Source organism: Psychromonas sp. KJ10-10 (genome assembly GCF_047323245.1).
Lineage (GTDB): Bacteria > Pseudomonadota > Gammaproteobacteria > Enterobacterales > Psychromonadaceae > Psychromonas.
Map to the genome: position 1 here is coordinate 4148745 of NZ_CP178826.1, position 25984 is coordinate 4174728.

At 37.3% G+C, this 25984-nt stretch carries 22 protein-coding genes and 5 pseudogenes; 14 read left to right on the forward strand and 13 right to left on the reverse strand.

Annotated features, from left to right (window positions below; translation table 11 throughout):
• Positions 1–7 precede the first annotated feature (7 nt).
• From ACLKMH_RS23750 to ACLKMH_RS23760, 3 genes and pseudogenes are all read left to right on the forward strand, one after another.
• Positions 8–1579 carry an ABC transporter ATP-binding protein gene (locus ACLKMH_RS23750; protein ID WP_413700218.1) on the forward strand — a complete coding sequence of 524 codons (1572 nt, stop codon included), beginning with the start codon at positions 8–10 and terminating at the stop codon, positions 1577–1579.
• On the forward strand, positions 1576–2661 hold the full coding sequence (locus tag ACLKMH_RS23755; RefSeq protein ID WP_413700219.1) for an ABC transporter permease: 1086 nt from the start codon (positions 1576–1578) through the stop codon (positions 2659–2661). Before ACLKMH_RS23750 ends, ACLKMH_RS23755 begins: the two co-directional genes overlap by 4 nt.
• 47 nt (positions 2662–2708) lie before the next feature.
• Positions 2709–3675: pseudogene (locus tag ACLKMH_RS23760) on the forward strand (ABC transporter permease).
• Positions 3676–3728: 53 nt separating this feature from the next.
• On the opposite strand, the pseudogene ACLKMH_RS23765 reads toward ACLKMH_RS23760, so the two are convergent.
• Positions 3729–4665: pseudogene (locus ACLKMH_RS23765) on the reverse strand (LysR family transcriptional regulator).
• Between the two features lie 129 nt (positions 4666–4794).
• Here ACLKMH_RS23765 and ACLKMH_RS23770 point away from each other — a divergent pair.
• Complete coding sequence (locus ACLKMH_RS23770) at positions 4795–5451, forward strand: nitroreductase family protein (RefSeq protein WP_413700220.1); 657 nt, start codon at positions 4795–4797, stop codon at positions 5449–5451.
• A 74-nt stretch (positions 5452–5525) separates the two neighbouring features.
• Here the strand turns inward: ACLKMH_RS23770 and ACLKMH_RS23775 are convergent, their stop codons facing one another.
• The 7 genes and pseudogenes from ACLKMH_RS23775 to hrpB form a co-directional block, all read right to left on the reverse strand.
• Positions 5526–6230: a GGDEF domain-containing protein gene (locus ACLKMH_RS23775; protein ID WP_413700221.1), complete on the reverse strand. Its 705-nt coding sequence runs from the start codon at positions 6228–6230 to the stop codon at positions 5526–5528.
• 116 nt (positions 6231–6346) lie between these two features.
• Positions 6347–7234 carry a 23S rRNA (adenine(1618)-N(6))-methyltransferase RlmF gene (gene rlmF / locus ACLKMH_RS23780; RefSeq protein ID WP_413700222.1) on the reverse strand — a complete coding sequence of 296 codons (888 nt, stop codon included), beginning with the start codon at positions 7232–7234 and terminating at the stop codon, positions 6347–6349.
• Positions 7235–7644, reverse strand: a pseudogene (locus ACLKMH_RS23785) (SufE family protein).
• 11 nt (positions 7645–7655) lie between these two features.
• The gene (mrcB, locus tag ACLKMH_RS23790) at positions 7656–9527 is read right to left on the reverse strand and encodes a penicillin-binding protein 1B (RefSeq protein WP_413700223.1); all 1872 of its coding nucleotides are present in this window, start codon (positions 9525–9527) and stop codon (positions 7656–7658) included.
• On the reverse strand, positions 9502–9792 hold the full coding sequence (locus ACLKMH_RS23795) for a hypothetical protein (RefSeq protein WP_413700224.1): 291 nt from the start codon (positions 9790–9792) through the stop codon (positions 9502–9504). Before ACLKMH_RS23795 ends, mrcB begins: the two co-directional genes overlap by 26 nt.
• Positions 9793–9813: 21 nt before the next feature.
• Positions 9814–10512 (reverse strand): ATP-dependent helicase C-terminal domain-containing protein, encoded by a 699-nt coding sequence (locus ACLKMH_RS23800; RefSeq protein WP_413700225.1) that lies wholly within the window; start codon positions 10510–10512, stop codon positions 9814–9816.
• Complete coding sequence (gene hrpB, locus ACLKMH_RS23805; protein WP_413700226.1) at positions 10509–12272, reverse strand: ATP-dependent helicase HrpB; 1764 nt, start codon at positions 12270–12272, stop codon at positions 10509–10511. The genes ACLKMH_RS23800 and hrpB overlap by 4 nt, the downstream gene beginning before the upstream one ends.
• A gap of 238 nt (positions 12273–12510) precedes the next feature.
• On the opposite strand from hrpB, the gene dksA reads away from it, so the two are divergent.
• The 10 genes and pseudogenes from dksA to ACLKMH_RS23855 all read left to right on the forward strand — a co-directional run bounded on the left by dksA (position 12511) and on the right by ACLKMH_RS23855 (position 20138).
• Positions 12511–12960 carry an RNA polymerase-binding protein DksA gene (gene dksA, locus ACLKMH_RS23810; RefSeq protein WP_413700227.1) on the forward strand — a complete coding sequence of 150 codons (450 nt, stop codon included), beginning with the start codon at positions 12511–12513 and terminating at the stop codon, positions 12958–12960.
• A gap of 69 nt (positions 12961–13029) precedes the next feature.
• A complete protein-coding gene (gene gluQRS / locus ACLKMH_RS23815) occupies positions 13030–13929 on the forward strand; it encodes a tRNA glutamyl-Q(34) synthetase GluQRS (RefSeq protein WP_413700228.1) in 900 nt (299 codons plus the stop codon).
• A gap of 84 nt (positions 13930–14013) precedes the next feature.
• Positions 14014–15447, forward strand: coding sequence for a polynucleotide adenylyltransferase PcnB (gene pcnB / locus ACLKMH_RS23820; RefSeq protein WP_413702460.1), 1434 nt, complete (start codon positions 14014–14016; stop codon positions 15445–15447).
• 92 nt (positions 15448–15539) lie between these two features.
• Complete coding sequence (gene folK / locus ACLKMH_RS23825) at positions 15540–16037, forward strand: 2-amino-4-hydroxy-6-hydroxymethyldihydropteridine diphosphokinase (RefSeq protein ID WP_413700229.1); 498 nt, start codon at positions 15540–15542, stop codon at positions 16035–16037.
• 33 nt (positions 16038–16070) lie between these two features.
• Positions 16071–16866 (forward strand): annotated as a pseudogene (gene panB / locus ACLKMH_RS23830) (3-methyl-2-oxobutanoate hydroxymethyltransferase).
• 125 nt (positions 16867–16991) lie between these two features.
• Complete coding sequence (panC, locus tag ACLKMH_RS23835) at positions 16992–17573, forward strand: pantoate--beta-alanine ligase (protein WP_413700230.1); 582 nt, start codon at positions 16992–16994, stop codon at positions 17571–17573.
• Between the two features lie 49 nt (positions 17574–17622).
• Entirely contained in the window at positions 17623–17763 is a 141-nt protein-coding gene (locus tag ACLKMH_RS23840; protein ID WP_413700231.1) for a pantoate--beta-alanine ligase, read from the forward strand.
• Positions 17764–17833: 70 nt separating this feature from the next.
• A complete protein-coding gene (gene panD, locus ACLKMH_RS23845; RefSeq protein WP_413700232.1) occupies positions 17834–18214 on the forward strand; it encodes an aspartate 1-decarboxylase in 381 nt (126 codons plus the stop codon).
• 818 nt (positions 18215–19032) lie between these two features.
• Positions 19033–19635: a GGDEF domain-containing protein gene (locus ACLKMH_RS23850; protein ID WP_413700233.1), complete on the forward strand. Its 603-nt coding sequence runs from the start codon at positions 19033–19035 to the stop codon at positions 19633–19635.
• A gap of 35 nt (positions 19636–19670) precedes the next feature.
• Positions 19671–20138: a GNAT family N-acetyltransferase gene (locus ACLKMH_RS23855; RefSeq protein WP_413700234.1), complete on the forward strand. Its 468-nt coding sequence runs from the start codon at positions 19671–19673 to the stop codon at positions 20136–20138.
• A gap of 75 nt (positions 20139–20213) precedes the next feature.
• On the opposite strand, the gene ACLKMH_RS23860 is transcribed toward ACLKMH_RS23855, so the two are convergent.
• From ACLKMH_RS23860 to msrP, 5 genes and pseudogenes are all read right to left on the reverse strand, one after another.
• On the reverse strand, positions 20214–21176 hold the full coding sequence (locus ACLKMH_RS23860) for a hypothetical protein (protein ID WP_413700235.1): 963 nt from the start codon (positions 21174–21176) through the stop codon (positions 20214–20216).
• A 150-nt stretch (positions 21177–21326) separates the two neighbouring features.
• Positions 21327–21653 (reverse strand): hypothetical protein, encoded by a 327-nt coding sequence (locus ACLKMH_RS23865; protein WP_413700236.1) that lies wholly within the window; start codon positions 21651–21653, stop codon positions 21327–21329.
• Positions 21622–23781, reverse strand: a complete 2160-nt coding sequence (locus tag ACLKMH_RS23870) for a hypothetical protein (RefSeq protein ID WP_413700237.1) — start codon at positions 23779–23781, stop codon at positions 21622–21624. The genes ACLKMH_RS23865 and ACLKMH_RS23870 overlap by 32 nt, the downstream gene beginning before the upstream one ends.
• 670 nt (positions 23782–24451) lie before the next feature.
• The gene (locus tag ACLKMH_RS23875; protein ID WP_413700238.1) at positions 24452–24631 is read right to left on the reverse strand and encodes a ferric reductase-like transmembrane domain-containing protein; all 180 of its coding nucleotides are present in this window, start codon (positions 24629–24631) and stop codon (positions 24452–24454) included.
• A 259-nt stretch (positions 24632–24890) separates the two neighbouring features.
• Positions 24891–25918: pseudogene (gene msrP / locus ACLKMH_RS23880) on the reverse strand (protein-methionine-sulfoxide reductase catalytic subunit MsrP).
• Positions 25919–25984 lie beyond the last annotated feature (66 nt).

Consider the following 25984-nt stretch of genomic DNA (forward strand, 5'->3'; position numbering starts at 1 on the left):
ACCTATTATGCCTACACTCCCTGATAATAATTCTTTTGCATTAGAACTTTGCGGAATCGATAAACGATTCGGCGCGGTTCACGCAAATAAGAAAATTGATTTACAAGTCCCCGCTGGCACCATTCACGGTATTATTGGTGAAAATGGAGCAGGAAAATCAACCCTGATGAACATCATTTATGGGTTTTATACAGCCGATAGCGGTGATATCAAAATTGCAGGTAAGGTACAAAAGCTTTCCAGCTCTAAAGAAGCAATTAGCTTTGGTATTGGTATGGTGCACCAACACTTTATGTTGATTGATAATTTTACAGTACTTGAAAATGTCATATTGGGTGCTGAAAATGGCATGTTATTAAAATCAAGCCTTGTTGAAGCACGTGCTGAATTAGAACACTTAGCTAAAGAATATCAACTTGATGTACCACTTGATGCTTTAATTGAAGACCTCCCCGTTGGTTTGCAACAGCGTGTTGAGATATTAAAAGCACTATATCGAGGTGCAAAAATTCTGATTTTAGATGAACCAACGGGTGTATTAACACCTCAAGAAACTGATCATCTATTTCATATTTTTGATGCGCTACGCAATAAGGGCGTCACTATTCTCTTAATCACTCATAAATTAAGAGAGATTTTAGCGACCACAAATAACGTTTCGATTATGCGTCAAGGGGCAATGGTTGCACATCGAAAAACAGCAGAAACCAATAAAGAAGAATTAGCAGAGTTAATGGTTGGGCGTAAGGTGAAACTTAATGTCGATAAAGAGCTTCCTGAGACTAAAGAGATATTAATATCCACAGATAAACTCACCTATACTGATGAAATGGGTGTAGATCGCCTGAAATCCGTCTCAATAAACATTAAAGCCGGTGAAGTGGTTGGTATTGCCGGAGTCTCAGGAAACGGACAATCAGAACTAATTAACTCTTTAGCAGGTTTGTTAACCCCCACTAGCGGTAGTATTAATGTAGGTGATACTTGTATTGATGCAAACCACCCTGCAACAGCTGATAGTATGCGTCAGTTAAGTGTTGGCCATATTCCAGAGGATCGTCTTATAATGGGACTGATCAAGTCATTCTCAGCTGAAGAATCTGCTATCTTAGGACATCAAGATCAAGCTAAATATAATGGCAAGATCTTAAATAAACCCGACTTTATTAGCAGTGAATGCTCGCGCTTAATGGAAGAGTGGGATGTCCGCCCTCGAGATCCAAAATTAAGAAGCTCCCTATTCTCAGGAGGAAATCAACAAAAGTTAATTATTGCCCGAGAAGTAGATAAAAACCCAGATGTTTTATTAATTGGTCAACCTACTCGTGGGGTAGATATTGGAGCCATTGAGTTTATTCATAAACGTATCATTGAATTACGCGACCAAGGCAAGGGTATTTTATTAGTCTCGGTTGAACTTGATGAAATTATGTCTTTATCAGATCGCATTATTGTTATGTTTGATGGGCAAGTTGTTGGCGAAGTAAGTAGCGAACAAGCTAATGAAAAAGTCCTTGGTATGATGATGGCAAATATTATGCCAGATGAATTGAAAGAAAGTGCAGGAGATAAGGCATGAACGATTCAAAAATCCCAGCATGGGTGAATATATTTCTATTACCTATGCTCAATATTTTATTTGCCTTTGCTTTTGCGGCTATTATTTTTATTGCCGTTGATGTTGACCCAATTGAAGCGACTCAAGTAATGGTGCGTGGCGCTTTAGGTTATCAAGAAGGTGTCGGTTATACCCTGTATTATGCAACTAACTTTATTTTCACTGGATTAGCCGTCGCAGTGGCCTTTTCAGCAGGTCTGTTTAATATAGGTGGTGAAGGCCAAGCTTATATGGGTGGTCTAGGTGTTGGCATGGTTTGTTTAGCACTGGATAATACCCTACCTTTTTGGGCTATTTTACCTATTACTATGTTTGCTAGTATGGCTTTTGGTGCTTTATGGGCCTTTATCCCCGCTTACTTGCAAGCTTATCGTGGTAGCCATATCGTTATTACCACTATTATGTTCAACTTTATTGCTTCTTCTTTGATGGTTTACCTTATGGTAAATATATTTAAATTAGAGGGACAAATGGCCCCTGTTTCACGAATATTTGATGACACTGCGAAATTACCTATGTTTCATGAAATGGTCGCATGGTTTGGCATAGCCTTCGAACAATCTCCGATGAACCTAAGCTTCTTTATTGCCCTCGCCTGTCGCGTATTAGTGTGGATTTTATTATGGCGAACACGTTGGGGTTATGCTATTCGAGCGATGGGGCAAAGTGCATCAGCGACCGAATATGGTGGTATTAATTATAAAAAATTAACCATTATTGTAATGCTAATTTCAGGCGCGCTGTCTGGATTATTGGGTATTAATGAAGTTCAAGGTTATAGCCACCAGCTAAAACTTGATTTTGTAGCAGGTTATGGCTTTACCGGTATTGCTGTGTGCTTGATTGGCCGAAATCATCCGATTGGCATTATCTTAGCAAGCTTATTGTTTGGTGTACTCTACCAAGGTGGTGCAGAGCTTTCCTTTGATTACCCGAATATTGATAGAGAAATGATCCAGGTCGTACAAGCATTAGTGGTACTGTTCAGTGGCGCTTTAGCTTACATGTTGGTGAAACCAACGGAACGCTTTTTACCTTCTTAGACGAACGTAAAAAACTATCGCTACAAAATACCTCGGAGGCTTAAATTATGTATGAGAACCTGATTTTAATACTAGATGCCACGTTAAGAGTATCCACACCTTTAATACTAGCGGCATTAGCAGGCTTATTTTCCGAGCGAGCTGGTATTGTGAACATCGCCCTTGAGGGTAAATTACTCTCAGTGACCTTTGCAGCAGCGAACAACTGCTTCTGTAACAGGATCGATTTGGCTAGGTCTTTTTGTCGCAATGGCTGTTGGTGTTTCATTATCAATGTTACACGGCTTTGCATCTATCACCCATCGTGGTGACCAAATCGTTTCCGGTGTTGCCATCAATATGCTAGCGGTCGGATTAACGGTAACACTTGGCCGTTATTGGTTTGGCCTTGGTGGTCAAACGCCAGCTTTATTAGACTCACAACGTTTTACGCCTATTACCTTACCTGGCGCAGAGATGATAGCGGATGTACCTTTTATTGGGCTGTTATATAGCGAACTCATTTCTGGCCATAATATTCTTGTTTATGTGGCTTTGTTGTTAGTACCTGTGACTTGGTGGATAGTGTTTAAAACCCGTTTTGGTTTACGTTTACGTCTTGCTGGTGAAAATCCTCATGCTGTTGATACTGCTGGTATTTCTGTAGCTTGGATACGCTATCGTGCATTAATGATTGCAGGATTGTTGTGTGGTGTTGCAGGTGCTTACCTATCAATGGCACACAGTGCTGGTTTCGTTGCAAATATGAGTGCAGGTAAAGGTTTCATCGCACTAGTCGCATTAATATTTGGTAAGTGGCGTCCTGTTCCTGTGTTACTTGGCTGTTTATTATTTGGTTTCTTGGATGCGATTGCTATTCGCTTGCAGGGTACTGAATTGCCAATTATTGGTGAAATCCCAGTACAAATGATTGAAGTATTACCTTACATTCTCACGGTATTGTTATTAGCTGGATTTATCGGACGAGCTGTTGGCCCTAAAGCTGTAGGTGTGCCATACGTAAAATCTCGGTAACCACTAAGAAACGCTATAAAACACTTGGCTTAACACTCTCTTAAGCCAAGTGTTTAAAAACAATCTTCCCGACTAAGAATTCCTTTATCTACTAACTGCTTGCAACACCACTTTACTTTCTTTTCTAAGCATATCTCTTAACAAACGCACCGCTGGGGTGATTGATTGCCTACTTGGGCAAATTAACCACAGTTCAGTTGCTCTTGGTTTAAAATCGGGCATAACATTAACAATACCTCCAGACATTAAATCTGCGACCATATCAAGGCAAGATTTAACTGCCAGCCCTTGGCCAGAAACACACCAACGTCTTACTAGTTCTGCATCATTAGCAATCCGGTTACTATTCATTTTAATCTTATAACTATTTTCAGCATCTGAAAATTTCCACACATCATGAACAATATCTTGAAGTTGATAAAATAACCCATTATGAGTAACTAAGTCATTGGGATGAGCTGGTGTACCATGCTTTCTGAGGTAAGCTGGTGTTGCGCATAATACACCTGGTACATTACATATTTTAAAACCATAAACATTAGCCTCGGTTGGAGAACCATAACGTAATGCAACATCAACTGCATCACGGTAGAAATCGATATTACTATCACTAATATGTACTCTTATACTTACCTTTGGATGTGCTTCCATAAAAGCATCTAACCATGGCACGACACGATTCCTTCCTAAATCTGAAGATACTGCAAGCCGTAATTCACCATCAATGATATTCATATCATACTTAATGTTTTTCTGTGCCTGGTTCGAGCATCATTAATGCCTGCTCACATTGTGGAATATACCGCTCCCTGCCGTTGATAAGCGAAGCTTACGAGTGGTTCTTATAAATAATTCACTACCTAAGGATTTTTCAACACGTTTAACAGTCGCACTCGCCGTAGCAATATGCATATCTAAACTATCTGCGGCTTCGGTAATACTATTAAATTTTGCAACTTTGAGAATTACTTGTAAGTCTTCTAACAACATATTATCTCGATTTATTTGATAATGATTCAAATATTATAGTATTCAATTTTAGTGTTACAAGCTTTACTATTGAGTAATACAACAACACTATGTTGGCCTAACAAAATTGTGCGAGCACTGGAGAAGAATATGACACACCCGATAATTAAAGATCTTAAAACGCGATATACCACTAAAAGATATGATCCTAGCAAACGAATTTCTGATGAAGATTTAAAAGTAATTTATGAAGCGATTCAATTATCAGCATCTTCAATTAATTCACAACCTTGGAAATTTATTGTCATTGAAAGTGATCAAGCCAAACAACGCTTACATGATACCTTTGAACAGAAATTTCAATTTAATCAGCCACATGCAAAAACGGCATCACATACCATTCTGTTTGCACATAACCCTCAATACAAGCGCAGTGATTACGGTAAAGTGATTGATAACGACATTGCCAGTGGCCGTGCAAAGGAAGAGAATCGTGAACAAGCATTTGGTGCCTTTGCCTTTGTTGATTTAAATACAGATGAATCTGGAAATAATAATGCTTGGACAAAAGCACAAACTTATCTTGCGCTTGGTAATACATTACACGTGCTTGCTCGTTTAGGTATTGACTCTACACCAATGGAAGGCGTTGATAGCGCGGCAATCAGTGAGATTTTTGCAGAGGAGTTAGATGGATATATTTGTGATGTAGCCTTAGCAATAGGTTACCGCAATGACGCAGAAGATTATAATTTACCGTTACCTAAGTCTCGTTTACCAATCGAAAATGTGTTGCAAGTGCTTTAACAACTAACTTCAATAGGGTGATATTGATATAGCAACAATATCACCTTCAAATTTAACCGTTTATGACACAGTTTTTACCACGCTCGCTTAGCATGATATAAAGCCAGATCAACACGCTTAATTAAATCATCTAACGATTCACTTTCATCGGATTGTGCAACGGCAAAGCTGGCACTCAGCTCGATACCATCTTGTAAAGTACGGTATATTTTTGCTCGTAACTTTTCCGCCAAAACAACAGCCTGTTCGCTTTTACACACAGGGCAGAGAATTAAAAACTCTTCTTCCCCCCAACGCCCAATAAAATCTGTTTTTCGGGTATTCTTCTTCAACATTTTAGCGACATCAATTAAAATTCTATCTCCTTCTAAGGTACCAAGGTTTTTATTAATTTCATTAAAACCATCGATATCAAATAATACAATGCTAAATTCTTGGTGATAACGTAAATAACGGTCTCGCTCACTAGTAAGGCTTCGCTCAATAGCTCTTCGGTTTAGCAATTTAGTGAGAGGATCCTTCAAAGCATTATGTTCTATATATAAAGCATATTGACTACTTTCCCACCAGCGACGAAAAAGAAAATAAACAACACTCACCAGCAACAAGAATAGGATCAACATCAATTGCTCAAGCCCTACCATTTCATGTTGATAGTCTTTTAAGGATTGAAAAAGATGCTCAAATATATTTAGTTTTATAGATAAAAAAGCGAATAATACATTTAAAACAATAATCAGAAGCAGATCAGTAAACACGTTCTTCTTACGAACAGACATTCCTTTCACCTTTGTATGACTTAAAACTACATTAAGTTTAGACTATCTTTAAAAAGAGCATAAAGAAAATAGGTGTTTTTGTTCACTTAATTAGTATTTAACCTTCTGAGAATGAATTAAAAATTCCAAGCGATAAAGCGACTCACCTTCTTCCCCTGTGCCATTTTTATTACTTTAATTTGTTTTGCATTAAGCTCTTCTAGGCGTTTCTTTAATGGCGCAACATTTTCAGATTTAGAAACGAGACTGGAGAACCATGTTACTTGTTCTGCAAATAACACACTTTCATTAATCATTTTTTTTAAGAACGCAATTTCACCTCCCGCACAACATAACTCATTCTCTTGTCCTGCAAAGTTCAAGGTGACTGCTTTTGAGGGTTTTCCCTTATTAAGGTTTTTTATCTTACGCGCACTGCCTAATTGTGCCTTTTCCATCGAAGCATGAAAGGGAGGGTTACACATAGTTAAAGTAAACTTGTCCTCTTTTTTAATCACATTATTAAAAATCGAAGCATTGTCTTTTTGTAAACGTATCTTGATATATGGTTTTAAGTTCTTGTTCGAGTTGATAATTAAGTTTGCTGTTTTTGCTGATACAGGGTCAATATCTGTGCCTATAAATGACCAGCCATAATGCTGACTGCCAATAATTGGATAAATACAGTTCGCGCCTGTACCAATATCCAAAACTTTAATCTGTTTGCCTGTGGAAATTTTATGATTATCACTAATGAGGTCAGCTAAGGCATGAATATAATCTGCACGTCCTGGGATCGGAGGGCAAAGATATCCCTGAGGCAATTGCCAAAAATCAACTTTATAAAATACTTTAAGTAGCGCTTGATTTAAACAAAGTACCGCCTGAGGGTCACTAAAATCTATACTTAATTGATGGTTTTGATTTTCAAAAACAAAAGCTGACAAAGCAGGCAAAGATTCACATAAAAGGCTAAAGTCATACTGTCCTTGATGCAGATTACGAGGATGTAAACCTGTACTCATTTAAAGGTTTCCTGCTTGATTAATTCTTTCAACAATAGCTAATAAACCATTAGCACGTGACGGACTCAAATGATTTAATAAACCTAAGTTATCAAATAAGGCGTGAATATCAATTGCCTTTATTTGTTGCCAGGTTTTACCTTGATAAATTATCAGTAAAATCATCATTAAGCCTTTCACAACTCGAGTATCACTATCCATTTTAAAATAAAAATAATTTTCTTTTGCTCTATCAAACACCAGGCAACACTTTCACAACCTTTTACTTGATTAACGCTAGTTTTATGTACCTCTTCCAAACTAGGCAACTTTTTACCTAATTGAATAATTAAACGATATTGTTTATCCCAACTTTTATTAACATGGAAATCATTAATTAGTTGTTCAAGTGAAATCAGAGATGTACTCAAAACCTTTCCTTTTATTTGTTTCTTTGTGTCATATATTGGGAGAATAAAATTAACGCTCCACTACTACCAGTTAACTTGGCACTTTGATTATCATCTCGCCCAACCCAAGTGGTGACAACTTCACGATCGTCAAAACCAACAAACCAGCTATCTTTTAAGTTATTGGTGGTGCCTGTTTTTCCTGAGAAATAATGCCCTGGGTTACGCCAAGTTAAACTGCGGGCCGTACCATGTGTAGTCACTTTATGTAGAGTATCAGTTAATTTTTCAACCGCTTCAGGCGAAAAACGTAACTGCGTATTATTGCTACGTTGATATAATAATTCACTTTGCCTTGAGCTAATGCTCCGTATCATCTGTAGTGATTTAAACTTACCCTGCATGGTGATCGGTTGATACATTTGCGCCACTTCAAAGGGTGATAATGATACACTGCCTAAAACTAAAGAGGGGTAGGCTTTAATGTCCTCTTTCACACCTAATTTATACAAACTATTAATCACATTGCTTAAACCAACCTGCATACCAAGATTAACAGTGGGTACATTTAATGATTTATAAAGCGCTTCTTCTAGGCTCACTTGCCCCCTAAACTTGCGATCGTAGTTATTAGGCTTCCAACGCTGACCAGTCCCATTTTTTAACAGGATTTCCTTATCATTCAATTTTGTATCTAATGCATATCCTGCCTCTAGTGCGGTCAAATAAACAGCTGGTTTCACCAAAGATCCAATGGATCTATCTGCATCTAAAGCACGGTTAAAACCACTATATTTAACATCTCGTCCCGAAACAATCGCCTTTAGTTCTGCATACTTTCGATCACTAATAACCATTGCCCCCTGTAGGCCCTTTTGGTTATTTTTATCAACCTTATCTAAGCCATGAGCAACGGCAAACTCAGCACTAGTTTGAGCAATAGGATCAATCGATGTAAAAATATGTAAGCCACTTATTTTACGAATTGAAGCCGGTACTTGCTGTTGCATTTCACGATGTAAAAAACTAATGAAAGCAGGATTTTCACGTTCATTAAGCGCAGATTTATCACTTAAACTTAATGGATCAGATACTGCATATCGATAGTCGTTGCTATTTATTAATCCACTTTCAACCATCATACGTAATACCAAATCGCGTCGTTTTATAGCACGCGCCGGGTTGCGTCTCGGGTTATAATAAGAAGGTCCTTTAATGATCGCCACCAGCAATGCAATTTGTTCAATACGAAGTTCATTAACAGGTCTTGCAAAATAATAGTCACTAGCCAAACCAATACCATATACGCCTGTTTTACCATTTTGAGCGAGATAAACCTCATTCAGGTAGGCTTCGAGTAATTTATCTTTGCTGTATTTATAATCCATCAACACAGCTATATAAGCTTCTTGGAACTTACGCCATAAGCTTCTTTCCTGTGATAAAAATAAATTTTTTGCCAGTTGCTGAGTTAATGTACTGCCTCCCTGCACTGTATAACCTGCTTTAAAATTAACAATAAAAGCACGTATTATGGCAAAGGGAGAGATACCTTGATGGTGGTAATAATTTCTATCTTCCATCAACAATAAAGTATTAATAAAAAGATCCGGTATTTTTTCAAAGGGCACAAAAACACGGTCTTCAATTTGATCTGAATGTAAACGAGAAAGTAATAGCGGGTCTAGTTTAAAAGTTAATAAATTTTTACCTTTATTATCCTTAATTGTAGCCGCTAAATTATCAACAAAATGAATGCTTACTTTTTGTTTTGATTGAAATCCTTCGGGGAAATCAAAACTACGTCGATACACTTCAACCTTATTGCCTTTTACTGAGAACTGTCCTGCACTATTAACCTTTGTCACGGGCCGATAATTAAGTAATTTTAATTCGCTTATCAAGGTTTGCTTGCGTAATTAACTGGGAATGGTCAATGATTAACGGTCGAGCAAATACCTGAGCGGGCAACGTCCATGCACTTCCATCTAATCTTCGTTCAATCTTTTTATCAAAATAAATACCTGCAATAACCATTAATGCAATAAAGGTGAGCGAACTTTTCCAGAAAAATGACCATAGAAAAGCGAAAAACCTTTGCTTAAAGGTTTTTGTTTTCGCTTTTTTGGTCGCTTTCTTCTTTTTAACTGTTTTTTTAGTTTCTGCCATTTTTTATCTACTTACGCTTAATTACATATATTTTTTAACACGTTTTGTTGCTTGTGCTTGTAAAGGATCATCAGGCCAATAATGCTTAGGATATCGCCCTCTCATTTCTTTTTTAACCTCTGTATAGGCGCCAAGCCAAAAAGTGCTTAAATCTTGAGTTAATTGCAATAGTTTTCTTGCAGGAGATAATAACGCTAATTGTAATTTAATGCGCCCCTCAAAAATACGTGGCGTTTCCTGTTGTCCAAATAATTCTTGTAAACGGACGGACAATACTGGACTTTCATCCTCTCGATAGCTAATTTTGATTTTTGATCCCGTGGGCACAATCGCATGAGTCGGAAAATGCTTTTCGAACGTCTCTTGCATAGACCAAGTTAGACGCGCTAATAAGGCACCTTTAAGATCAAGTTTTTTTAATTGCTCTGGTTTGCTAATACCAACAAGATAAGGTGCCAACCAATCATCTAAGGTCGATAATAAACTTTGCGAGGAAAAACACGGAAAGTCACTAGCATATTGATTGCTTTGATAATTTGAGTAAGCATATTGAAGACGGATAAGCAGTTGTTGATTTTCCTCTGACCAAGTTAATACAGACAAACCAGTGTTTTTAATACCCGAGATTAGTGCTTCAGTCTTTTGTTGTGCAGAGACCTCGGCGATTGGCTGTTTATTGATGACTAACTTACCTAACATTAAACGCTTTTCTGCTATCAAACGTGTTTGCTTGCCCGAAAAGGACCAATATAATATTTTTCTTCCTGAAAATAATGCGTAAGGTGTTGCTGTAGTATATTCAAAGAAATAGCTGATGCCTTATAAATAACACTATTAACGCTTCGCTCTGAAAAACTAAGATCCGCAACCACCAGCATTTTTTGGCCTAATAATGATGAGTCATAACGGAGGTTTGCACCAATACCACTGCTAAGCTGATAACTTTCTCCTTCACCTCTCGCCAAAGCAATACGGTCCGGAAAGGCAATCGCTAGCAATAAACCACAATATTCTAATGCTAAAGGTGACTTGTTAGTTTTAATATTTAATTTTTTCAATAATAAAGACTGTTGCTGTTTAACGGGATAACTGGGGTTTAATAATAAAGTATCAATATCATCACCTGACTTTTCGTTGCTTTCAAGTAACGCAACTAATAAACAAGAAAGCTCACAAATTCCCTCTATTTCTAATCTAGTCGCCAAAATTAAAAGATGCGCTAATCTAGGGTTAACACCAAATGTACTCATGGCTTGACCATGTTTTGTAATACGCCCTTTTGCATCTATTGCACCGAAGGTTGTTAACAACGCTTTTGCACTATCAATATGCGCTTGAGGTGGCTGAGTAATAAATTGCATTGCCGATGGACAGTCAACGCCCCAATTTAATAACTCCAACATTAATGCAGTTAATTCGGCGCGTTTAATTTCTGGTTCACTTTGTGCGACAAGACGGCTTTCCTGTGACCATAAACGATAACAAACACCCGCACTCAATCGACCAGCACGCCCCGCTCTCTGTGTTGCACTTGCTTCACTGATGCGCTGTGTTTGTAATTTACCAATACCAGATTGAGCTTGATAGCTCATCGCACGTTCAAAGCCCGAATCAACAACAACGGTAATACCTTCGATAGTTAAACTGGTTTCTGCAATATTCGTTGCAATAACAACCTTACGTTTTCCCTGCGGACAACTATTAATCGCAATTTGTTGCTCGGATAAACTCAATGCGCCATACAAAGGCGCAATAACAGCATCTTCAGGAAGGCAGTTTGCCAATTGCGTTTGGCACTTTTTGATTTCTTGTATTCCAGCCACAAATAATAAAATATTACCCTTTTGTTCTGTATAGGCACGGCTGGTTAACTTAACTAAGTCGGAAATCACATTACGTTTGTTATTAGATTCACTTTGATAAATAAAATCGATAGGAAAACTTCTACCCTGCGAGCTAACCATAACAGCTTCGGGTAGTTGTGTTTGTAACTGGCTATTATCGAGTGTTGCCGACATGATTAAAATTTTAAGAGATTCACAAAGACTTTGTTGCACATCGAGTGCCAGTGCAAGTCCTAAATCCCCCTGCAAATTCCGTTCGTGAAACTCATCAAAGATAAGCAAATCAATACCGGTTAATTCAGGGTCATTTTGCAATAGTCGTGTTAATACTCCCTCAGTGACAATTTCTAGTTTGCTTTGTTTACCAACACAGGTTTCCCCTCGCATACGGTAACCTACTGACTCGCCAACTTTCTCATTAAGTAGTGACGCCAAATAATAAGCAATATTTTTGGCGGCTAAGCGTCGAGGCTCGAGCATGATTATTTTCCCATCAAACCATTTATCCCTTACCATAATAAAGGGTAAAAAAGTAGATTTCCCTGCACCTGGAGGCGCCTGTAAAATCACTTGAGGAGCGCTCGATAAAGCGCTTTTAATATCACTTAAAACTAACTCGATCGGTAAAGAAGACAAAATAGGCTCAAACTCTTATATAAAAACAAAATGGTTAAATGCTCGCCATTTAAACAAAAAAATCAAGATTTATCACGGCAAATCAAGCAAACCTGATTGACTAAAGCCTTTATCCTTGCTATAGATAGCCGCCGAAAATAAGCAGAGGCAATTTTAGCATCAAATAAAGGTCGCTTCTCTGTTAATTAATAACTGAATTAAGGCTCTTAGTCGCCCGCTTTAATTAAAGGAAAATATTATGCCCGCAACGACAAATAAAAAAACATTAGGCATTCTAGCCATTGCTGGTGTTGAGCCGTATCAAGAAGAGAAAAGCGAAGAGTACATGAGTGATGAGCAATTAGCCCATTTCACTACGATTCTTAATGCATGGCGCAATCAACTTCGTGAAGAAGTTGACCGTACTGTTGGACACATGAAAGATGAAGCATCTAACTTTCCTGATCCAGTAGACCGCGCAACTCAGGAAGAAGAATTCAGTTTAGAACTACGCGCACGTGATCGTGAACGTCGTTTAATCAAAAAAATCAGCAAAACACTTAAGAAAATTGAAGAAGGTGATTTTGGTTACTGTGACTCTTGTGGCATTGAAATTGGTGTTCGTCGTCTAGAAGCTCGCCCAACGGCAGATCTTTGTATCGACTGTAAAACACTTGCAGAAATTAAAGAAAAACAAACAATCGGTTAAAACTAACCTATTATTTGTTATCAACGGTTAGCCAAGTGCTAACCGTTTTTGTTTAAACGAGGTTTATTTTTGTCCCAGGCATTTTCCAATTATGTTGGTCGCTTTGCTCCTTCACCTTCTGGGCCCTTGCACTTTGGCTCTCTGGTGGCGGCGCTAGGAAGTTACTTACAAGCGAGATCACAGCAGGGTAAATGGCTTGTACGGATTGAAGATATTGATCCTCCTAGAGAAGTCGCTGGCGTCGCTGAAGATATTCTGCAGACATTACAAGCCTATGGCTTAATATGGGATGATGAGGTTATCTATCAAAGCCAACAAAGTGAACATTACGAACAAGTATTGCAAACCTTAAAGCGACAACAATTAAGTTATGCCTGCTCTTGTACACGCAAAATCATCAAGCAACAGGGTGGACTGTACTTAGGTGCTTGTCGTCATAAAGCACAATCACATCAAGGTAATGCATTGCGCATTAATGTGTCTAAACTCAGCCAACCGATAACCCATTTTTTTGATCAATTACAGGGTCAAATAAAGCTCGATAAACAGCAGGCAAATGAAGACTTTATTATTAAACGTAAAGATGGTTTATATGCCTACAACCTGGCTGTCACAATCGATGATATCAATCAAGGCATTAGCGAAATTGTCCGTGGCGCAGACTTGCTTTTAACAACAGGCAAACAGTTGAGTATTTATCAATTATTAGAGCAAAAACCACCGACTTATGTTCACCTTCCACTGGCAATCACAAAGCCAGGAGTGAAGTTATCAAAGCAGAATCATGCCTTAGCCATCGATAAAAAGAATCCTGTACCGACACTTCTAAAAGCACTCGACTTTTTAGGCCACCAAGTGCCCGATAGTGTGAATAAAAAAGACTGCAATACAATTTTGAGTTGGGCAATTCAGCATTGGCAGTTAAAAAACGTTCCTAAAGAAACTGAGATTCTAGTAGCTATAGAATAAAATTAATTTGTGTTTAGCAGTGCGTGCACATAAAATGGGCAGTCGCATTTTTATCGCACGGCATTCATTATATTTGAGGATAAGATCATCAACCGATTTAAAAAATTCGTTAAAAAAGTTTTCAAAAAAGGTGACAAACAACAAGCAACACCAGTTTCAGCACCAAACTATGATGCTTACAGAATACCGCGAAGCCAACATCCTATTTCGCGCAACGATATTGATGATAACGCTTTAAAAGTCCTTTACCGCTTACACAATGCAGGCTTTCGCGCCTTATTAGTAGGTGGTGGTGTTCGTGATTTATTATTAGGCTTAAAACCAAAAGATTTTGATATCACCACCAATGCAACGCCTGAAGAAGTAAAAGCCTTATTCCGCAATTGCCGTTTAATCGGTCGTCGTTTTCGACTCGCACATATTTTATTTGGCCGTGAAATCATTGAGGTTGCCACCTTCCGAGGTCATCATGATGATGAGAACCGTGAAGATAAACAGAAGGTAAAACAATCACAGGCAGGCATGCTGTTACGTGATAATGTTTATGGTTCTCTAGAAGAAGATGCAGAACGCAGAGATTTCACCGTCAATGCTCTTTATTACGACATTGCCGACTACTCAATTTATGATTTTTGTGGTGGTATGCAAGATCTTGCTGAGCGTAAGTTAACACTAATCGGTGATCCAGAGGTTCGCTACCGAGAAGATCCTGTACGTATGTTACGTGCTATTCGCTTTGTCGCTAAACTGGATCTGGAAATTAGCCCAGAATGTGCTGAGCCTATTCGCCGTTTGGCTCCTCTGTTACAGGATATTCCAGCCGCTCGTCATTTTGATGAAGTAATTAAACTATTACTTTCTGGGCAAGGATTACAGACTTACCGCTTATTAAAAGAATACAAACTTATTCAGATGCTTTTCCCTGTGTTATTTAAAGAAGGTGAAGATGACAAAGCGAATAGTATGATTGAGCAAGCTTTAAAAGATAGCGACAATCGCATTAAACAAGGAAAGCGCGTTACGCCTGCCTACATCTATGCCATTATGCTTTGGTATCCCTTGGAGCAACGTGCTCATGCCATTAGCTTTGAAAGTGGTATGGAATATTACGACGCCTTTATGTTAGCAATGAATGAAGTATTGTCTATTCAAGTTAAAACCATTGCAATTCCCAAACGCTTTACCGCAACCATTCGTGATATTTGGAATTTACAACTTCGTTTACCACGCAACGGTGGAAAAAGAGCACAACGTACTTACCATCATATCAAGTTCCGTGCGACCTTTGATTTCTTAGAACTTCGCGCTCGAGTAGAACAAAGCCAAGAATTAGCAGAACTAACAGCTTGGTGGCAAGAATATCAACTTAATAACGAGTTACCAAAGCACGACCATAGCCGTAAGCGAAATAACCGTTCGTCAGAAAATAAGCCAGGCTCAAAAAGTGCTCCAAGTAAAAAACCTTATAAAAAGCGTCGCCCTAAAAAAGTGGCACCGCAACAGGATAGCCAAGCATAATTTAAGCGATGACTAAAAATAATTTAAAACCTTTAAATAAGCATCTTTCAGCGAGAAATTTGCTTATATGTCAGTGACATGAGTACAGAAAAATGATTAGTTATATTGGTGTCGGCAGTAATCAACAGGATCCTACCAAGCAAGCTCAACAGGCGATTGAAGCCATTAGCGCGCTCACAGGTGTTGAACTTATTAAACAAAGCGCTTTATATTGCAGTGCGCCAATGGGCCCTCAGGATCAACCCGACTATATCAATGCCGTAGTTGCAATTGAAACACAACTTAGTGCTGAAGCCTTACTTGATGCTTTACAAGCAATAGAACTTAATCAGGGCCGTGTACGTAAAGATAATCGCTGGGGCCCGCGCACCTTAGATTTAGATATTATTTTATTCGATAATCAAGAAATCAATAATGAACGACTGGTTATTCCTCACTATGGAATGCATGAGCGAGAGTTTGTGCTCTATCCTTTATTCGAAATATCACCTAATTTAATATTACCCAATGGTACACATTTATCGCATTTAATAACATTATGTGATAAAAATGGTCTGACCATTGTCAGTGAAGTAAATCACTGCTCATAACATTTATTCACCCCTTATAATAACGGAGTTAACATGGCTCGAATTAGCGTTTCTCGTTTAGCTAAAATGAAAACTGAACATAAAAAAATTACCTGTATAACGGCTTATGATGCCAGTTTTGCGACTATTTTTGATCAAGCAGGTATTGAAGTTTTATTAGTTGGAGACTCGTTAGGTATGGTACTTCAGGGGCATGAGTCAACTCTTCCCGTTACCGTTGAAGATATTAAGTATCATACAGCTTCCGTTGCTAGCACCGCTAAAAACTCCCTCATTATTTCTGACCTGCCTTTTATGAGCTATTCAACTAAAGACAGTGCCTTTGAAAATGCGGTACGCGTTAATGCGCTCAGGTGCAAACATGGTCAAGCTAGAAGGTGGAGAATGGTTAATTGAAACCGTTAAGGGCCTTGTTGAACGTGGTATTCCTGTATGTGGACACTTAGGTTTAACACCACAGTCAGTTAATGTATTTGGTGGTTATAAAGTACAGGGCCGAGAAAGCGAACAAGCAGATAAATTACTTAATGATGCTCTATTGTTAGAAAAAGCAGGCATACAATTATTAGTGTTAGAGTGTGTACCTGTGACGCTTGCTGAACGTGTTAGTAAAGCATTACAAATTCCAGTAATTGGTATTGGCGCTGGCGCTGATACAGATGGACAAATATTAGTGATGCACGATGCCTTTGGTATTTCAGCAGGTTTCTGCCCTAAATTTTCTAAAAACTTTTTAGTTGAAACAGGCGATATCAGACGAGCGGTGGCGCTTTATAAAGAACAAGTAGAAGCGGGAGAATTTCCTGCCACTGAACACTGTTTTTATTAGTCACAAAACAATTACAACGAAAACCAGGCAATACAAAAAATGTTAGTTATTGAATCTCCACAGGCACTACGTGACGCAGTTAAAGAGTTTAAAAAACAGGAAAAGCTATCTGTTTTACACCAACAATGGGCAATTTACATCAAGGGCACATTGATTTAGTTAAACAAGGACAAAAAATAGCCCCCGTCTCAGTGGTCAGTATTTTTGTAAATCCAATGCAATTTAACAATGCAGATGATTTAAAAAATTATCCTAAAACACTTAAAGAGGATTGTCTTGCACTCGAAAAACAAGGTGTTGATATTGTTTTTACACCATCAAGTGAGGTTATTTACCCACATGGTTTAGCGACACAAACATACGTTGAAGTGCCAGGCTTATCTGATTGTTTAGAGGGAGAGCTTCGCCCTGGGCATTTTCGAGGAATGAGCACCATAGTAAATAAATTATTTAACTTAGTGCGACCTGATTATGCTTGCTTTGGTAAAAAAGATTTTCAGCAACTCGCTATTGTTAAACAAATGGTTACCGATATGGCGATGCCTATTGAAATCATCGCAGTAGAAACTGTACGTGAGCAGACAGGACTAGCAATGAGTTCTCGTAATAATAAACTCAGTGAGTCAGAAAAACTAAAAGCGCCCTTATTAGCTAAGGTTATGAATCAACTAGGCATCGATTTACAGAAAAAAACAGCGCAAGCATAAACAACTTATCGATGATGCATGCCTTGCATTAGAATCTGGTGGGTTTAAAATGGACGCGATCCATATTGTTGACGCAGTAACATTACAGGCAGTAACGCTTGAGTCAAAAGATGTGGTGATATTAATGGCGACCTTCCTCGGCTCAACTCGCTTAATCGACAATAAAGTCGTGAGCATTTGCACCGATTAAGATTTTACTTTATAGTCGCCATCTTGCTGAAAAATTCAGCAAATTTTAAAAATGAAAAGAAAGGTTTTGTATGCAAAAGACACTATTGACTGGCAAACTTCACCAAGCTCGCGTGACACATGCTGAATTAAATTACGAAGGTTCGTGTGCGATTGACCAAGACTTTCTTGATCAATCTGGTATTTTAGAATACGAAAAAATTGAAATCTACAATATCGAAACAGGTGGTCGCTTCTCGACTTATGCTATCTGTGGTGAGCGTGGCTCAAAAGTCATCTCAGTTAACGGTGTCGCTGCACGTATGGTCGCAGTTGGAGATCGCGTGATTATTTGTGCTTATGCAAGCATGAGTGAAGCTGAAATCGCAACACATAAACCTAATTTGGTTTATTTAGATGCAGACAATAACATTGTGCGCACTAGTAAAGATGTACCAATTCAGGTTGCTTAAGGTCATTATCAACATTTTTTCACTGAACGAATGAATGAATCACCTTAAAATATAAAAAATCTGATAGCGGCTTTGTCGCATCAGATTTTTTATTTTTAACCCTTTTACCACCTCATTTCCCCTAATTTATCTACTTAATAGCTAACTAATTAAAACGCTTCTATATTACCCAAAATAGCAATTCATCCTATAATAGTATTTGTATTAAATCTTACTTGTGAAAATTACTTATTTTGGCTGTAAGAGTTGTAAAGATACACCTCTTAAAACAGTTTTTACTTAAAAAAAACTATTTTTCTAGCTACTATGTATTAACTCAATTACTACGCATAATTCATAGGATATGGCTGAGCAACATATTAATAACTTGATGGTAATTATGCATCGCGATCTATAACCCGTTACCATTCAAAAATACAAAGTTCTGCAAATTGTGAGGTAAGCAGTTTCTAGGCATAAGATTGAAAATCTAACTAGTTCAATCAAGACTTTCTAACAATGAGAATAAGAATGAAAAATAGCTATGAATTTTTGAGTCTTGTTCTTGACTCTATTACTGAGCATATTGTCGTGATTGATCAAAAGGGGAAATTCAATTCGTTAATAAAAGTTGGACTTTATTTGGCAATAATAATCGCTGTTCCATTGGAAATAATTGGAGTGGAGTAAATTATATAGAAGTATGTGACAAAGCATCTCAAATAGGCGACGATTTCGGAACACAAGCGACAAACGGCATCAGAAGCGTTATAAACAAACATAAAGATACTTTTTATTTTGAATACCCTTGCCATAGTCCCGATCAACAACGTTGGTTTATGATGCGTGTAACTCCTTTCTCAGTTTCAGGTACAGACTATTATGTTATTTCTCATCAAAATATTACTGAAAGAAAAATAGCTGAAGAAGATGTCAGAAGTCGAGCGAATATTGATGGACTGACTCAAATCCCTAATCGCCGAAGCTTCGATGAATTTCTTACAGAGGAGTGGCGAAGATGCTTAAGGCTTAAGCAACCAATTTGCCTTGTCATAATAGATTTAGATTTTTTTAAAATTCTAAATGATACTTATGGGCACCAAGCTGGCGATGAATGTTTAGTTAAAATGGGTAAAATGCTTAAAGCATTTATTAACCGCCCTAGTGATATTTGTGCGCGATATGGCGGGGAGGAATTTGCATTAGTGCTTGGAAATACTGCGTTAAAACAGGCACAGCAATTATCAAATAAACTTCTCGATAAAATAACAGCACTTAACATAGCAAATAAGCACTCTCCTACTGAAAGTTATTTAACTGCAAGTATTGGTTTAGCCGAGATGATACCCAATGCACAAACATCCAAAAACGAGTTAATAAATCAAGCTGATAAAATGCTTTATAAAGCAAAAGATAATGGCCGTAATAGAATTGAGAGTTGATAACATATCAAGTTCAGTAATAGGAATATTTAGAAATGAAATTAACCTCCCCTTCTAATAAGCATTTAGAAGATATAATGACATGGTTTTCTAGCAAACAATTATTGCTTAATTGGTCTGGTACCAGCTTTAGATATCCCTTCGATTTAACGACTTTTACTGAGGATTTAAATTTAAAAGAAATAAACTCTTTTTCAATGATATCTGCAGACTCACAATGCGTAGCCTTTGGGCAATATTACCAAAGAATGGGAAGGTGTCATGTAGGGCGGTTAGTTGTTAATCCGTCATTTCGTGGAAAAGGCATAGTAGTAGATTTGATCAATCAACTTTGTGAATTAGGCTTCGCGGAATATACGGTAAAAGAGTGCTCTTTATTTGTAATGAATGATAATCATCAAGCAATCAAAGCTTACCAAAAAATAGGATTCAAATTTGCTAAATATCCCGACGAGTTGCCAGTCAAAAACTGCCTTTATATGATAAGGAAAGAAAAAAGGTGATAATAGATTTAACTTTATCATCACCTAAAAAGTATCAAGCTTTAGGAAGAGAGCATTTTTACAATTGCTACAACACTATAAACCATAGCTAAATGATAACCATAAGGTTTGCAAGTTAGAAGAACTCAATCCATTTGCGGTCAAAGCTAACTTCATTTGACGATAATTTAAATTTAGCTCTAATGCCTTATTAATAGGCCAATAACTGCCACCTAAACGCATTTGCTCTGTTAATTTACGACTGCCTCCAATTGCATATAAGCCATGCTCATATTGATAGCGAATTTGCCCCTGTAGGTCATATAGCTCATTAACTTGATAAGTAACTTTACTGTGCCACCTAGGATCTAACTTTTGCACGTATACGCCCCTTGTTCCTTCATAACCAGTCAAAATTGGATCAATTGAGACATAACCATTTTCATCGTATTCCTTTCGATCTGAAGAAGACGCCCCCTGTGTATAGGGAGAATTTTTCCAGTATAATCTAGCAAATAAATCTCGTACTTGTAATTGCCAATTAATATCTGCTGTTAACTGATAATCAAACATAAAATCCAAGGAAAAACCATGTCCTTTGGGTGTATTGACTTGGCGATCAAAAAGATGATCTTCAGTATAAGCATAATCAATCGTTGCACTATAATCGTAATCCGATTGATCAACGATAGTCGCGTCGCCCTTTAGATGCCCTTCTAACATATAATTAGCTTGTAAATAACTTAAACCAACTCGATAACTAAAGGAGTTAGATAAATCATCAGCAAAACTTATGCGTAGCCCCGTGCTATGAATGGCATTTGCCTGTAAATCTAATAAATACTCTTTACCCACAGGTAAATCTTTTTTATTCGCAACTAACCAATAAAACTCAGCAGTTTGCTTATCAAACTTCAAGCTATAATCATAACGTTGTAATAAGCCAATTGCCCAATGTTGATATTGCACTCCAGCTTCAAGCCAATTTGCAGTCCATTGTCGTTCTCCCGATTCAAAATTATCTCCCTTCCAACTATCAAAGGCAGATCTAATTGACACAGTTTCACTATAAGAAAAAGAGTCAATAATTAAATAGGGCTTAATAGAAAACTCTTCGGAATCATTATTAGCATAGCTATGTGTGGCAAAAAACAAAGCCTTAAAAAAATGAGTGGCAATAGCCACCCATTAGTCATATTAAACTTCATCTTAGAACAATGTCTCAAAGGTACCATCGGTATAACGCACTAAAATAAGCCCGTTATCTGTTTCTGAAATAGTAGCGATTTGATTTTCACCAACAAATACATCTCCAGAAAGCACATCAATTTCGCCTGTGGTTTCAGTTAAGTTAACAGTCATTTCAACACCATCTGCATTTGATAAACTTAGTGTTGCTAATACTTCATCAGCATCAAAATCCTCAGAATCAAGCGTTAATGTAAAGCTTTGACCATCTGAGCTCACCACAATACTTGCATCACCTCCGTTTAACTCTGTACGACTAATAGTTGCTACGATATTGGTACGCAGCAAGTTCAGGTAAGTCAGCAGTAGCCATTAAAGTCAGAGTGCCTTGTACAAAGTTATCGGCAGATTCAAAGTCAGAGAAGCGAACATTAACACCTGCGTTAAAATAGCCATCACTATTCTCATAATGTAACCAATCAAGGTTTGTGCTTTCAGCGTTATCCGTATTCATATCGTCAAAAGCTGTCATTGCGGCACTTCCTAAGTCCGGTAAATCTTCGGAAATCTCCGTTGTGATCCAACCAAGATCTTGAGTATTATAATGAACAGTATAAACATCATCATAATCATTATAGTCGATATTAAAATATGTCTCGGAATCTAAAGCCACATTTGTGTAAGTGTTTACGATAGCTAAATCAGAACTAGTTAAACTATAGTTATTATAATCTGAACTATAATAGGCACTTGAGTCATAATCTAAGTAACCAAAGGTATCAAATGAGGTTGCATTATCAATAGTTAACATTGCACCAGCAGTAAATGAGCCTTTGGTAGCACTATTAAAGGTACCATTGACATCTATTTTTTGTAAGCTAAGAGGCATATCAGCAGAAGATGAATCCGTTAAAGCTATTAACGAGATTTCTGCTTCCCCCATAAAGCTAGCACCATGAGACATAATGCTAAAATCACCAACGAAACTAGCGCTACTCACTTTATCTTCTAATCCATCATTATCGCCATCTTCCGATGTATCTAAGGTCACTGTTTCAGAAGCCGTCAGTGTTAGACTAACATCAGTTAACGTTAGCGACGTATCATCATTACCTATATCCCCCGTTACTTTAATTTGTACACTATTACTAGTGATCGCATTTAATAAACCATCTGTAATACTAAGATCGCTTTCAGTTAAGTTAGTAGCCAGTTTTAAATCATCAATATCAACATCTTGCTCACCCGTTAAAGATCCATTTAAGGTAATAGAAATGCCTGTCGTATCAGAGTTTAATACAGCAGTCATACTGCCAATTGATTGCTCATCATCATCAATAATTGGAATATTATAGGTTGCAGTTGGTTGATCTGATTCTAATAGGGCAATAATATCGATATCTAAGCCATCAAGATGAGTAATACTTTGATCAATTGCTTCACCCAGTAGCTCTCCCATAACAGCTGTGTCTTGGTCTAAGACAGTAGCAACGGCATCAGCATCTATATTCAAAGCATCAAGTGGCTCTTCAAAATCTGTTGCGATTGTTTCAATAAAGGTTCTTGCACTGGTTAGTAATGCTTTACCTTTTTCTATGTCACTGGCATCTGCTGTTGAAGATGGCTCTGGGTTATAGACACCATCTACCAAATCTCCTTCAACCACCGAAACAATAGTTTGTACATCTTGAATGCTATCGCTTAGGGCATTTTTAATTGCTTCATTACTAGCAACATTGGTTAATGCATTTCCAACAGCGGTGGTTATATCTGTAATTTTTACTGAATCAGTATCATCAAATTGTCCATCACTAAATGAAGAGGCTAATTTTTCAAGGTTATCGCTTATATTTTGTTGAATGCTATTACCCGTGGCTGATTCTTTTACTAATAAATCAGCGAGCCCTGCATTAAATAATGCTAGCTTTTTAGATGCTTCAGAAGCACTTGCTAAAGAGGTAGCAGAGGTAATATCTACTATTGGGCTTCCCATAATATCAACACCAACAATCTGCCCAACCTCGTTAATAGCGCTATTAACAGAAGTCGCATCAATCACACTATTTTGTAATGCACGAGCAGTAGCCATATGTGTTAAAGGCGTAATTTGTACACTCACAGCTTCTGCACCCGTTGCTGGTTGAACAATCGCATCAAGCGAAAAACCTTCACTCAAAGAAACATCACTACCAAAGGCTTGACCTGTACCACATCCGTCTGTCGCGTCACATTTCATGGTTGTATTGGTGCCAGCAGTGATAGTTAATTTAACCACCCCACCTTGATATGCATCCGTTAGCTCTAGATTATATTGGCCATTTTCGTCTGTTAATGCGGTACCAACAATACCGAGAGAAGTACCTGTAGAAGAAAGCTCTGTTGCGGTCACGATACCCGACTGAATAATACCTTTTACAGCCGTACCAGAGAGGGTCACACTATTGGTTGTAGGAACTAGGAGTTGTACCGCCATCATCGCTTGAACCACAACCGCTGAGAGCACCTAATGAAGTAATAATAGCTAACGCAATTAATGTTTTTTGCATAATAAAGTCCTTTATATTTAAGCATGATTAAAAAACTACACAGTAACTAGAAAAAAATAAGGGTTAAAAGAGGGTTAAAGACTGTTAAAAACAAAATATAGCGCAGATAAAAAATGACACAAAAATAATGTGCTAGTAATTTATATAAATCAGATCTACAACACCTTTTTATGATAATAATAAGATGCTTCTTTTATAAGAAAATAATAAATTAGCTATGCCTAATACTTATTAGTATTAGGCATAGCTAATTGTTACGATTGAATAAATATTAATTGTTTATTTCTGAAGTAATATACTTGGCTTTATTAAGAATAAAATAGGCGTGTAAAAGCTAAGAGTATATTTAGCCTAATAATAAAAGAACTAAAAGATGCTCAGGAGAAATGTTACCTGCTATATATGATTAAATATGGAGTTCATTGGTATAAATAAAAATTTAACGTCTTTTCAAAAATGATAAGAAATATTGCTTACGGAGTAATAATAACAAAATACAAATTCCTAAATAAATCGAAGCTTCAAATAAACCTGATTTAACTGACCAGTAATAATGAATGGTAGAAAATAATACAGCCCAGTAAACAAAGCGATGCAGGGTTAGCCAATTTTTTTCATGGCCTTTCTAATTGAGTTAATGGAAGTAATGCTAAGTAACAGTAATATTACCCAGGCTATCGCCCCTAAACTTAAATATGGACGTTTAACCACTTCTTCAAAGAATAATAAAAACTTCCATTGTAGATCTAACCAAATAAACACTAATAAATGTAAACACACCCAAAAAAGCTATACAAGCCAAGTAAACGCCTGATTCTTATTAATAAGGGTTGTTTAAACTGTTTAATAACGGGTGTTACTAATAATGTTAATAATAGAAAATTTAAAGATGTCTTGCCCAAAAAGTGCGTCAATTCTTTAACGGGATCAGCCCCTAACAGGTTTTGATCAACAAGATAAGCGAGCCAAATTAATGTGGCTAATGCACACAAATGAATCACTACTTTTAAATAAAAAACGCCTCTGACTGATATCTTCATTAATAATTTCTTTTTAAATCTAAATTCTTATACAGATGTGCAACTTCATCACCATACCCATTAAACATCAAGGTATCTTTACGTACCTGTGCAAAAACATTTCCTTCACCAATAAAGCGCTCTGATGCTTGACTCCAACGTGGATGATCAACCTCTGGGTTAACATTGGCATAAAAGCCATATTCAGAATGGGCAATTTTTTTCCAAGTATTAACTGGCTCTTTATCAGTTAAGGTAATACGTACAATTGACTTGATACTTTTAAATCCATACTTCCATGGCACAACTAAACGAATAGGAGCACCATTTTGAGGTGCTAAAGTTTTACCGTACAAACCAACAGAAAGTAATGTTAAAGGATTCATAGCTTCATCAATACGCAAGGCTTCGACATAAGGATAATCAATGCCCCCCAATGCGTCTTGATGCTTGGCCACGCATTTGCTCTTCATCATGTATTGTTTCAAAACGCACGTATTTTGCATCAGACTTGGGAGAAACAGACTTGAGCAATGATGCTAAAGTAAAACCTAACCAAGGAATATTCATTGACCATGCTTCAACACAGCGCATACGATAGAATCTTTCTTCGATATCAAAGCGTTTTAATAAATCTTCATAATTAAGGGTAATAGGATTATCAACTAAGCCGTCAATGGTCAATGACCAAGGGTTAACTTTAAATTGCTGAGCATGGTTCGAAAGGGTCTGACTTACTTGTGCCAAATTCGTAAAAATTATTATACTGTAATATTTTATTTTCAGGTGTGAGTGGTTTTAAAGACTGATAAAGAGGGTTTTTAGTATGAACTAAATCATCTCTAACAAACATATCTTTAGTATTGTCAGGTTCATCAGAGCCACCAGAAAGACCGTCAAAGAAGCCTGCTTGCGCACTTGGTATAAAGGGAATTGAAGCAATGCCTACCCCAATTTTTTTCAAAAAAGTACGACGATTAGTGTAGTTAGTTTCACTAGTAAGTTGTGACTCTTTAATAGCGGATTGTGCAGTATTTTTAATTAACATAAAAACTCCCTTTATTCGATTCTGTATAATAGTAGACCGAATAAAGGGAAATAAATTTCAATTAAT

What these genes read in the sequence shown, in the direction of transcription:
- ACLKMH_RS23755 (WP_413700219.1), top strand. Translation starts at nt 1,576, where the DNA reads ATGAACGATTCAAAAATCCCAGCATGGGTGAATATATTTCTATTACCT.
- panC (WP_413700230.1), top strand. Translation starts at nt 16,992, where the DNA reads ATGGGCAATTTACATCAAGGGCACATTGATTTAGTTAAACAAGGACAA.
- ACLKMH_RS23855 (WP_413700234.1), top strand. Translation starts at nt 19,671, where the DNA reads ATGAAATTAACCTCCCCTTCTAATAAGCATTTAGAAGATATAATGACA.
- ACLKMH_RS23775 (WP_413700221.1), bottom strand. Translation starts at nt 6,230, where the DNA reads ATGTCTGTTCGTAAGAAGAACGTGTTTACTGATCTGCTTCTGATTATT.
- folK (WP_413700229.1), top strand. Translation starts at nt 15,540, where the DNA reads ATGATTAGTTATATTGGTGTCGGCAGTAATCAACAGGATCCTACCAAG.
- rlmF (WP_413700222.1), bottom strand. Translation starts at nt 7,234, where the DNA reads ATGAGTACAGGTTTACATCCTCGTAATCTGCATCAAGGACAGTATGAC.
- ACLKMH_RS23750 (WP_413700218.1), top strand. Translation starts at nt 8, where the DNA reads ATGCCTACACTCCCTGATAATAATTCTTTTGCATTAGAACTTTGCGGA.
- ACLKMH_RS23770 (WP_413700220.1), top strand. Translation starts at nt 4,795, where the DNA reads ATGACACACCCGATAATTAAAGATCTTAAAACGCGATATACCACTAAA.
- ACLKMH_RS23795 (WP_413700224.1), bottom strand. Translation starts at nt 9,792, where the DNA reads ATGGCAGAAACTAAAAAAACAGTTAAAAAGAAGAAAGCGACCAAAAAA.
- dksA (WP_413700227.1), top strand. Translation starts at nt 12,511, where the DNA reads ATGCCCGCAACGACAAATAAAAAAACATTAGGCATTCTAGCCATTGCT.
- panD (WP_413700232.1), top strand. Translation starts at nt 17,834, where the DNA reads ATGCAAAAGACACTATTGACTGGCAAACTTCACCAAGCTCGCGTGACA.
- ACLKMH_RS23840 (WP_413700231.1), top strand. Translation starts at nt 17,623, where the DNA reads ATGGACGCGATCCATATTGTTGACGCAGTAACATTACAGGCAGTAACG.
- ACLKMH_RS23850 (WP_413700233.1), top strand. Translation starts at nt 19,033, where the DNA reads ATGATGCGTGTAACTCCTTTCTCAGTTTCAGGTACAGACTATTATGTT.
- ACLKMH_RS23870 (WP_413700237.1), bottom strand. Translation starts at nt 23,781, where the DNA reads ATGATGGCGGTACAACTCCTAGTTCCTACAACCAATAGTGTGACCCTC.